The sequence below is a fragment of the Salinicola sp. MIT1003 genome, from assembly GCF_001858555.1.
Lineage (GTDB): Bacteria > Pseudomonadota > Gammaproteobacteria > Pseudomonadales > Halomonadaceae > Salinicola > Salinicola salarius.
This window is the reverse complement of the sequence record NZ_MCAP01000033.1, coordinates 153,706-164,514: the sequence shown is the minus strand read 5'-3', so window position 1 is coordinate 164,514 and position 10,809 is coordinate 153,706. Positions and strand designations below refer to the sequence as shown.

7 protein-coding genes are annotated in these 10,809 nt (G+C 61.9%); 3 read left to right on the top strand and 4 right to left on the bottom strand.

What is annotated here, in order from left to right; translation table 11 throughout:
* The first annotated feature begins 27 nt into the window (after positions 1 to 27).
* Positions 28 to 2,496 (top strand): acyl-CoA dehydrogenase, encoded by a 2,469-nt coding sequence (locus tag BC443_RS12685; protein WP_071232202.1) that lies wholly within the window; start codon positions 28 to 30, stop codon positions 2,494 to 2,496.
* 448 nt (positions 2,497 to 2,944) lie between these two features.
* Here BC443_RS12685 and BC443_RS19115 read toward each other — a convergent pair whose 3' ends face one another.
* From BC443_RS19115 to BC443_RS12660, 4 genes are all read right to left on the bottom strand, one after another.
* Positions 2,945 to 3,526 carry a septal ring lytic transglycosylase RlpA family protein gene (locus BC443_RS19115; protein ID WP_247643284.1) on the bottom strand — a complete coding sequence of 194 codons (582 nt, stop codon included), beginning with the start codon at positions 3,524 to 3,526 and terminating at the stop codon, positions 2,945 to 2,947.
* A gap of 276 nt (positions 3,527 to 3,802) precedes the next feature.
* Positions 3,803 to 4,780 (bottom strand): NADPH:quinone reductase, encoded by a 978-nt coding sequence (locus tag BC443_RS12670; RefSeq protein ID WP_071232200.1) that lies wholly within the window; start codon positions 4,778 to 4,780, stop codon positions 3,803 to 3,805.
* 114 nt (positions 4,781 to 4,894) lie between these two features.
* The gene (locus BC443_RS12665) at positions 4,895 to 5,470 is read right to left on the bottom strand and encodes a hypothetical protein (protein WP_244179901.1); all 576 of its coding nucleotides are present in this window, start codon (positions 5,468 to 5,470) and stop codon (positions 4,895 to 4,897) included.
* 146 nt (positions 5,471 to 5,616) lie between these two features.
* The gene (locus tag BC443_RS12660) at positions 5,617 to 7,440 is read right to left on the bottom strand and encodes a glycoside hydrolase family 15 protein (RefSeq protein ID WP_071232198.1); all 1,824 of its coding nucleotides are present in this window, start codon (positions 7,438 to 7,440) and stop codon (positions 5,617 to 5,619) included.
* 340 nt (positions 7,441 to 7,780) lie between these two features.
* On the opposite strand from BC443_RS12660, the gene BC443_RS12655 reads away from it, so the two are divergent.
* Both BC443_RS12655 and BC443_RS12650 read left to right on the top strand, forming a co-directional pair.
* Positions 7,781 to 9,580: a thiamine pyrophosphate-requiring protein gene (locus BC443_RS12655; protein ID WP_071232197.1), complete on the top strand. Its 1,800-nt coding sequence runs from the start codon at positions 7,781 to 7,783 to the stop codon at positions 9,578 to 9,580.
* Between the two features lie 41 nt (positions 9,581 to 9,621).
* Positions 9,622 to 10,731: an enolase C-terminal domain-like protein gene (locus BC443_RS12650; protein ID WP_071232196.1), complete on the top strand. Its 1,110-nt coding sequence runs from the start codon at positions 9,622 to 9,624 to the stop codon at positions 10,729 to 10,731.
* Positions 10,732 to 10,809: the final 78 nt, after the last annotated feature.

The following is a 10,809-nucleotide window of genomic DNA, read 5'->3' as shown; positions in this document are numbered from 1 at the left end:
ATTTTCGTTTTCCTCTCGGAGCTCGTCATGATCACACTGCTGCTCATCGTCCTTGCCGCCATCGGCTGTCTGGTCGTCATGCGTCGCGAAGCCGGCGCGCTCGCGGCAATCGCCGTTCTTGTCGTGCTGGGTCTCGTCGGGCTGGCGCTGGATGCCGGCGTCATCGGCACGCTGCTGCTGATCGCGGCGATCGGCGTTGCCACCTGTGGCCTCAAGCCGATTCGCCGTCTGTGGCTATCACCGCGCCTGTTCTCGCTATTCAAGAAGATCGCGCCGCGCGTTTCCGAAACCGAACGCGTCGCGCTGGATGCCGGCACCGTCGCCTGGGATGGCGAGTTGTTCAGCGGTCGCCCCGACTGGCAGAAGCTGCTCGACTTCAATAACGCCGGCCTGAGCGAAGAGGAGCAGGCGTTCATCGACAACCAGTGCTCCGTGGCCGCCGGGATGTGCAACGCGTGGGAAATCGCCCGCGAGCGTGCCGACATGCCGGAAGCGCTGTGGGAGTATCTGAAGAAGGAACGCTTCTTCGGCATGATCATTCCCAAGGCCTACGGCGGTCTCGAATTCTCGGCCAAGGCGCAATCCGCCGTGCTGCAGAAGCTCGCCTTCAACGAGACCCTGATGAGCACGGTCGGCGTACCCAACTCGCTCGGCCCCGGCGAGTTGCTGCTGAAATACGGCACCGAGGCACAGAAGAATCACTACCTGCCGCGCCTCGCCGATGGCCGTGACGTCCCCTGCTTCGCGCTGACCGGGCCACGCGCCGGCAGCGATGCCACTTCGATCCCGGACGTCGGCATCGTCTGCCGCGGCATGCACAACGGCGAAGAGGTGCTGGGGCTGAAGCTGACCTTCGAGAAGCGCTGGATCACGCTGGCGCCGATCGCCACGGTAGTCGGTCTCGCGTTTCGCATGTTCGACCCGGACAACCTGCTGGAGCGTGGCGAGAGCGACATCGGCATCACTTGCGCACTGATTCCCCGCGAGACGGAAGGCCTGCAGATCGGCCGCCGCCACCATCCGATCGGCAGCCCGTTCATGAACGGCCCGATTCGCGGCAAGGACGTGTTCATCCCGCTGGACTACCTGATCGGCGGGCTCGACATGGCCGGCCAAGGCTGGCGCATGCTGGTCGAATGCCTCTCGGTGGGCCGCTGCATCACCCTGCCTTCCGGTGCCGCGGGCATCGGCCGCTACGCGGTGGGCTGGAGCGGCGGTTTCACGCGGATTCGTCGCCAGTTCAACATCGCCGTGGCGGACATGGAAGGCGTCCAGGAGCCGCTGGCGCGCATCGCCGCCAAGGCCTACATCTCCCAGGCCGCCGTCATGCAGACGGCCAACACCATCGACCAGGGCGTCAAGCCGGCGGTGCCGTCAGCGATTCTCAAGAGCCAGCTGACCGAATTCCAGCGCGAGGTTCTGGCCGACGCGATGGATGTCCACGGCGGCCGCACGGTCACGCTCGGCCCCCGCAACTACCTCGGCATCGGCTACAGCGCCAACCCGGTCTCCATCACTGTCGAAGGCGCCAACATCATGACCCGCAACCTGATGATCTTCGGTCAGGGTGCGATCCGCTGCCATCCTTACGTCCTCAAGGAGCTGGCCGCCAAGGATGCCGACGATTTCGCGGCCTTCGATCGCCTGTTCTTCCGCCATATCGGGCTGATCTTCGGCAACGGCGCGCGTGCCTTCACCCAGGCACTGGGTCTCGGCCGGCCCAAGGTGCCCTTCGACGCGATCGCCGCGCCCTACGCGCAGGATGCCGCCCGGCTCTCTTCCGCCTTCAGCCTGTGCGCGGATGCGGCCATGGCCAGCCTCGGCTCCAAGCTCAAGCAGCGCGAGATGATCTCGGCGCGTCTCGGCGACGTGCTGTCGAATCTCTACCTGCTGTCGATGGTGCTCAAGCAGTGGCACGAAACCGACCGCGTCGACAACGAAGCCGCGCTGTTCCACTACAGCTGTCGGCTGCTGCTGAACCGTGCCGAACAGGCGCTGATCGATCTGTTCGACAACCTGCCCAACCGGGCGCTGGCCAATACGTTGTCGTTCGTCACGCAACCGTTGAGGCGTCGCTGGCACAAGCCGCAGGATACGCTGACCCGCGAGATCGCCAGAGCGATCTCTACCGACAGCGCGCTGCGCCACAAGCTGACGCGCAATACCTGGGATACCTGGGAGGAAGGACAGAAGGACAACCCGCTGGCACGCTACAACGCGCTGCTGGCCAACGCCGAGCGCGCCGAGACGATCTATCGCACGCTCAACAAGGCACGGGTCAAGAAGGCCCTGCCCGAGGTCGCGCTGCATCCCGAACAGTGGATCGACGCGGCCCACGAAACCGGGCTGCTGAACGACGAAGACGCCGCGTTCATGCGCGCGCATGAAGCCGAAGTGCTGGACATGCTGACGGTGGACGACTTCGCCTTCGACGCCTTCGCGATGCGGCAGCAAAGCGCTAGTGCCAGCCACCAGACCGACGAAACCGTCGCCTGACCCCGCCAGACCATACACGCCAGACCATAGAAGCCCCGCTCATCGAGCGGGGCTTCTGTTTGTCGAGGGGAGTCTCTGCTTGATGAAAAAATCTTCGAGCTTCGCCAGAGCCACCCCAAGCGCCTTTCAAGACCGTACTGGACGATAATCGCGAAGCTGGGTCTTGCGACATGGATGTCGCAAGAGGCATGCCGGGACAGGGATGTCCTTGCATGCCGACCCTAAGCGCAGCGATTGATCGGCCAGGGTTTCACGGTTTGTGGCGCGAAAAGAGGGGGAGCGGCGAGGGGGCGAGCGTTAAGCCCCCTCGTCATCATGCGCGATAGGATAGGTAAGGTTTCGACAGTGGTAAGCTTACGTCGAAGGGGCAAATTGCCTTGGCAAAAAGCTGATTATCAAACAGCCCTCGCTTTACGACCCGATACGAGTGCTGATGGCGGATTACGATCTACTGCCCCAACACCTGCAGCTGCACTTCGGCGGCACCCTCATGAACCATGCCGAGCTGCTCCGCCGCCTTTCGGGAAAGATCGATGATGCGACCGTCGACGAACGGGCCGCGATCGTTGATGCGCACCACGGCCGTCTCGCCGGAATCCAGCGCGGTCACCTTCACCTTGGTCCCGAACGGCAAGGTCTTGTGCGCCGCCGTCATCGCCTGGCTGTCGTAGGGTTCGCCACTGGCGGTCGGCCGCCCTTCGAAGTAGGAGGCGTAGTAGGTCGCCTCGCCCCGACGCGGCTTGCCCATCGGCGATGCGCTGGCCCGCGTGTCGGCGGCCTTGCGCTTGATGCTGGCGTCTCGCCTGGCGGACTCCTTCTTGCCGGGCTTGCTACCGGACTTGCCGGTCGCGGCCACCGGCGGCGGTGACGAAGTCGCTTCCCAGCCCTGCGGGTGATAGGGCGACGCACAGCCCGCCAGCAGAACCGATGCGATGGCAGCGGCGAACAGCGTCTTGCGAACGCGGCGCTCTCGAGAGAATGCCGGCCTTGCCGGCGAGAACCTGTCGTCGGTGGTATCGAATGTCATCATGATTGACCTGGCATGGATCATCTGGCCTCGACGCCCCGCGGGGAAACTGGCGGAATACGGGCGCCATCGTCGTACTACGACAACGACAATCGCTGTTCGCTCACGAAAGCGGCCAAATAAGTGAACGTGATGATAAGTGAGTACGATAAGTGGGTACGATGATCAGTGAACACGATGGAATGATCGCCCCACGTCGCGACCGCCGCGCGATCAGGGAACCAAAAGGCCGGCGTCGCCCGTTCGGACGACGCCGGCCTCTGCATGGGTAGCGATGGCTCAGGGGATCAGAATCGTGGATCCCGTCGTCTGGCGTGAGGCCAACGCCTCCTGCGCCTTGCCGGCCTCTTCCAGCTTGAAGCGCTGGGCGATATCGATATTGACCTTGCCGCTCTCGAGCATGTCGAACAGGTCGAGACACATCTCCTCGAAGCGCTCCCGCGTATCGGCATAACCGTTGAGGCTGGGGCGCGTCAGGTAGAGCGAGCCCTTCTGGTTGAGGATGCCCACGTTGACACCTTCGACCGCGCCGGAAGCGTTGCCGAAACTGACCATCAAGCCTCGCGGCGCCAGGCAGTCCAGCGAGGTCATCCAGGTATCCTTGCCGACGGAGTCATAGACCACCGGCACCATCGCGCCGCTAGTCAGCTCGCGAACGCGCTCGACGACATTTTCCTCGCGGTAGTTGATCGTTGCCCAGGCGCCATTCTTCTTCGCCAGTTCGGCCTTTTCGGCGGAACCGACGGTACCGATCACCTTGACACCCAGGGCGTTGGCCCACTGGCAGGCGATCGACCCCACTCCACCGGCGGCAGCGTGGAAGAGGATGGTTTCACCCCCTTCCAGCGGAAATGTCTGGCGCAGCAGATACTGGGTGGTCAATCCCTTGAGCATGGCAGCCGCGGCGGTCTCGAAGGAGATACTTTCCGGCAACTGGACAACCTTGTCCGCCGGCAGCACGTGATATTCCGAATAGGAGCCGAGCGGCCCCTGGGCGTAAGCGACGCGATCCCCCTTCTTGAGGTGGGTCACGCCTTCGCCGACCGCATCCACCACCCCGGCCCCTTCGGTGCCCAGACCGGATGGCATGGAGGGCGCCGGATAGAGACCGGTGCGGAAGTAGATATCGATGAAGTTGAGTCCGATGGCGTGGTTCTTGACCCTGACCTCTCCCGCCCTGGGGGCGGCAGGTTCGAATTCGACGGTTTCGAGAACCTCCGGGCCGCCGGTACGGGCGAACTGAATACGCTTGGCCATGACGTTTCCTTGTTGGGTGATGACTCTCGGTCTGACATCCAAGCGCCATTCCCGAGGCGGGTCAAGTCAGGAGCGGCACGCGTCGCGGCCGTCAGACATTGGTCGAAGCCGGCTTTACAAACTATTCGAGTAACGTTCCAGGGCGGCAACGAAGCGCGTCTTGTACTCCTCGAAGGTCTTCGGCTGCTCCTTGAAGGTACGCACGATACCGTCGCCGTTGAAGCGCACCATGTTGGGCAGCGCTCCTTTCACCGGCGCCGGATGCAGCGGCCCCAGACCGATGCGCAGGCCCTCTTCGCCATCCACCCAGCGCTCGATGCCGCAACGCCGGAAGAATGTTTCTCCCGCCTCGTCGCTGGCCGTCACGCGCAGCGGCGCCTTCTCCGCCAGGGTCCTGACCAGTTGCCGGCTATGCCGGGTGTTGCCTTTCCCCTCCGGCGTCGACAGCATGCCGACTTCCATGGTCCCGCCGTCGACATCGGAGGAAATCAGCGCCAGGCAAAGAATGGTGCCGTCGTCTTCGGTCAGCGCGAACAGCCGCGCCGCCTCCTGCTCGAACAGCACGCCCTGGGTGCCGGCGAACGTCACCAGCGGGGCCAGGCCCGCTTCCTGTCCATAGACACTGGCACACAGCTTGGCGAGACACGCTTCGCGGGTTTCAGGGTTCTTGACGTGAACGACCTTCATCATGCTTCTCCTGACTTGTTGCCTTGTGGCGCGCTGCCGGCGGCTTCGGGCCGGTGTAATAAGCCGCGCAGCCTATCATATCGTCACGTCGCTGGCCCCCGTCCGTCCGCCTCCGGCCGGTATTCGAAAGAAGTCGAAATCCAGCTACGTTAGTGCCGCCGTCGCGACTCCGCCGGGCTCGGCCGCTGCCCATCGGATTCGGCCCGCTGAAGGTTGTGTGCGCTGTTGACCAGGCCCACGTGCGAGAAGGCTTGCGGAAAGTTGCCCAGCAGACACCGTTGCAGCGGATGATATTCTTCCGATAACAGGCCGAGATCGTTGCGCACGTCCAGCAATTGATCGAACAGCTTGCGGGCTTCGTCTTGCCGTCCGAGCAATATCAGATTATCCACCAGCCAGAAGCCGCAAATCAGAAAGGCGCCCTCGCCCCGAGTGAGATCATCGCGCTTGTCGTCACTCGCGAAACGGTAGACGAAACCGTCATAGGTAAGCTCCCGCTGTATCGCTTCGATGGTCGAGCGCATGCGGGGATCGTCGGCAGACAGAAAGCCGACCAGAGGCAACAACAGCAGCGAAGCATCCAGAGCTTCCGTCTCGTAGTGCTGTACGAACGTGTTGCGCCTTCGGTTGAAGCCCCGCTCACAAACTTCATCATGAATCTCCTGACGCAGCGCTTTCCAACGTTCTACATCGCCTTCCAGACCGAAACGTTCGACTCCCTTGATGGCCCGGTCGAAGGCGACCCAGGCCATGACCTTAGAATAGGTGTAATGCTTGTATTCGCCGCGCAGCTCCCACAGGCTCGCGCCGGCATCCCGCCAATGTGTTTCCAGATACCCGACGAGCTCACGCTGGATCTTCCATAGTTCTTCGTCGGGCTCGAAATCATGAAGACGCCCGCAATGCAGGCCATCCATGACCTCGCCGTGGATATCGAGCTGTATCTGCTCGAACGCGCCATTACCGATGCGCACCGGCCGTGAACCGTTGAATCCTTCGAGCCAGTCCAGTTGATGCTCGTGCACGCGACGTTCGCCAGCGACCCCATAGATGGGCTGAAGATTACCTGGATCTCCCGATGCCGCGCGCAGCAGCCACTGCCGCCACGCAAGCGCCTCTTCCTGATATCCCGATGAGAGCAATGCATACAGCGTGAACGTGGCGTCACGCAGCCAGGTGTATCGGTAGTCCCAGTTATCCTGGCCGCCGATGCTCTCGGGCAGGGAGCAACTGGCGGCGCCGACCATGCCGCCGGTCAGATTGTCGGTCAAGGCCTTCAGCGTGACCAGTGAACGCACCACGGGCTCGCGGAACGCTTCGCCGATGTCGCAACGGGCGCTCCATGTCCGCCACCATTGTTCGGTCTCGTCGAGTTCACGTTCGGCATCGCGAGGAGACGGTGCCTCGCAGAACGAACGGAACCAGGTCAGCACGAAGGGGATACGCTCACCCTCGCCAACGTGGAATCTGCCGACAGTGTGGCCGTCTCTTTCCTCCAGCTTCACCGGCGTGTGCAGACGCAAGCCATCCGGTCCCGAGATGGCAGACATTCCTGCCTCATGACACCGCTTCCAGGGCGATACCTTGCCGTAACCGAAGCGGAACAGCGCATCACAGCGCATCTCGACTTCGCCGCCGCGCCCTTCCACGATGCGCACCAGATCGACCGTCGTTTCGTCATCGTGCTGCAACGGCATGAAATCGATGACGGCCACACTGCCGGACTCGGTTTCGAACACGGATTCCAGTACCAGCGTCTCACCGCGATAACGACGCGAACGGGAGACCACCTTCGCCACCGGCGACAATTGCCAGTAACCGTTTTCAGGCTTGCCGATCAAGGCCGCACAGCAGGCATCGGAATCGAAGCGCGGCAGACATAACCACTCGATCGAGGCATTCCGATCGATCAATGCGGCGGTACGCATGTCACCGATAAGGCCGTAATCCTCGATCTTGTTCGATTCATCCATGTCCTGCTTCCTCGTAATCGCTTTTCCGCCGTCAGAAGGGAAATGCCGTTTCCTTATGATGCCATTGGCGTTCTTTCCGCCAAAAAGCGGTAAACATGCATCATTTTTAACGGAGATTAATCAAAATTCAGCCGATCGATTCAGCCACTCGATGTCTCTTTATTCGTTTGTTAATCATAGCCATGATTCGTCCGGATTTCGTCTTGCTCAAAGCCACGTTGATGTACCACCTTGAAAAGTGTTTTCACCATAGCGCCACTATTTCTTTCAGCAAACCGACATTCTTCTCAAGCAACCAATCCAAGTTCTCAGTAACCGATCCAAGCGTGGAGGCCAGGAAATGAGCAGCGAAACGGTCAGCGATTTTCTTCTCAAGCGTCTATCGCAATGGAACATCCGGCGAATATTCGGCTACGCCGGCGATGGCATCAACGACATCATGGGAGCTCTCGACCGCGCCGGCGACCGCTTCGATTTCATTCAAGTCCGTCATGAGGAAATGGCCGCATTCATGGCCTGTGCCCATGCCAAGTTCACCGGCGAAGTGGGCGTTTGTCTCGCCACATCAGGACCGGGCGCGATCCATCTGCTCAATGGCCTGTACGACGCCAAGAAGGATCACACGCCGGTGGTGGCAATCGTCGGCCAACAGGCGCGCAGTTCATTGGGCGGCGACTATCAGCAGGAGGTCGATCTGGTCTCGCTGTACAAGGACGTAGCCAATGAATATGTGCACATGGCAACCACACCCGGCCAGATCCGCCATCTCATCGACCGTTGCGTGCGTATCGCCTTGTCCGAACGTACGGTCACCGCGCTGGTCATTCCCAACGATCTGCAAACCCAGCCCGCCGTCGAGACACCGCCGCATGCGCATGGCACGGTGCATTCGGGTGTCGGCTATGCTGCGCCGCGCACGATTCCGCACCAGGATGATCTCGAACGCGCCGCGGAGGTGCTCAACGCTGGCGAACGAGTCGCGATCCTGGTCGGCGCCGGCGCCTTGCAGGCTACCGACGAAGTCATGGAGATCGCCGACATTCTCGGTGCCGGTGTCGCCAAGGCGCTGCTGGGGCGCGCGGCGCTGCCCGATGACCTGCCCTACGTCACCGGCTCGATCGGCTTGCTCGGCACCAACCCCAGTTGGGAGCTGATGGCGAACTGCGACACTTTATTGATGATCGGTTCGACGTTCCCTTATTCGGAATTTCTGCCCGAGGAAGGCCAGGCACGCGGCGTACAGATCGATATCGACGGTCGCATGCTGAGCATGCGCTATCCGATGGAAGTCAATCTGACCGGTGACAGCGCGGCAACGCTGCAGGCTCTGATTCCGCATCTGCAACGCAAATCGGAGCGCAAGTGGCGTGAACGGATCGAGAAAAGTGTCTCCCAGTGGTGGGAAATGCTCGAACAGCGCGCCCTGGCCGATGCCGATCCGATCAATCCGCAACGCGTGTTCTGGGAGCTTTCGCCCAAGCTGCCCGACAACTGCATCATCACCAGCGATTCCGGTTCGGCCGCCAACTGGTACGCACGCGATCTCAAGTTGCGCCGGGGCATGCAGGCATCGCTTTCCGGCGGGCTGGCGACGATGGGTAATGGCGTGCCTTACGCCATCGCCGCCAAGTTTGCCCATCCCGACCGCGTGGTACTCGCCCTGGTCGGCGACGGCGCGATGCAAATGAACGGCAATTCCGAGCTGGTGACCATCGCCAAGTACTGGCAACGCTGGAGCGATCCGCGCCTGGTGATCATGGTGCTCAACAACCAGGACCTCAATCAGGTGACCTGGGAAATGCGCGTTCAGGTCGGCGACCCTAAATACACCGGCTCGCAGGATTTGCCCGACTTCCCCTATGCCGATTACGCCAATCTGATCGGCCTGAAGGGTATCAAGGTCGACGAGCCGGAGGCACTGGCCGGCGCCTGGGACCGCGCGCTCAATGCCGATCGCCCGGTGGTACTGGAAGTGGTCACCGACCCCGACGTGCCGCCACTGCCACCCCATATCAAGCGCGAACAGGCCAAGGCCTACATGTCGGCGCTGCTGCATGGCGATCCCGACTCGCTGGGTATCATCAAGGCGTCGTTCCGACAGTTCTCGCGCGATGTCGTGCCGAAGCTCCGCAAGCACTGATTCATGAGCGTCTGTTTCACGAACATCAGGAAGACGCCGCCATGTTGGAAATGACGCATGTCCCGATCGAGGGTATCGAGGTCGCGGCCTATGAGATACCCACGGACGAACCCGAATCCGACGGTACGCTCGCCTGGGATTCGACCGGCATGGTGCTGGTCGAACTCAGCGCTGGCGGCAAGACCGGGCTCGGCTATACCTATGGATCTCCCGCCTGCGCCGCCCTGATCGAGAGCAAGCTGGCGGATGTCGTCGAAGGGCGCAATGTCATGGCGACACGCGAATGCTGGCTGGCGATGGTCGAGTCGATCCGCAATCTCGGTCGTCCCGGCATCTGCTCGATGGCCATCGCCGCCGTCGACATTGCATTGTGGGATTTGAAAGCGCGCTTGCTCGAACTGCCTCTGGTGACCCTGCTCGGCGGCGTTCGTTCTTCGGTGCCGGTTTATGGCAGCGGCGGCTTCACTTCCTATTCGGAGACACGCCTGCGCGAACAACTGGCCGGCTGGGTGACTTCCGGCATACCACGGGTCAAGATGAAGATCGGCCGTTATCCGCATGATGATCTCGCGCGTATCCGTGCGGCACGCGAGGCCATCGGCCCAGAGACCGAGCTGTACGTCGATGCCAACGGTGCCTATTCACGCAAGCAGGCGCTGGCCAGGGCGGAGGCCTTTCACGAATACGGCGTGAGCTGGTACGAGGAGCCGGTATCGTCTGACGACCTCGCGGGACTTCGTCTGTTGCGCAACCGCGTGCCCGGCGGCATCGAGATATCCGCTGGCGAATATGGCTACGACCTGACCTACTTCCGGCATATGCTCGAAGCCGAGGCGGTAGACGTAATGCAAGCGGACGCTACCCGCTGCGCCGGGATTACCGGCTTTCTCGATGTCGCCGCGCTGTGCGATGCCTACCACGTACCGTTGTCGTCGCACACGGCACCGGCGCTGCACATGCACCCCGGCTGCTGTGCCAGCCAGGTGCGCCATCTGGAATATTTTCATGACCACGCACGGATCGAGGCGATGCTGTTCGATGGCATCGTCGGTCCCGTCAATGGGGCATTGCAGCCCAATCTCGCACGCCCCGGGCTGGGCCTGACACTCAAGCGCGAGGAAGCCGAGCGATACCGACCAAGGGCCGAATGAACGAATGAACGTGTGAACTAATAAAGCTCCGCTTATCGAAAGCGCACCGGCCATAGCGTCCTTGCCTGACCGCCATCA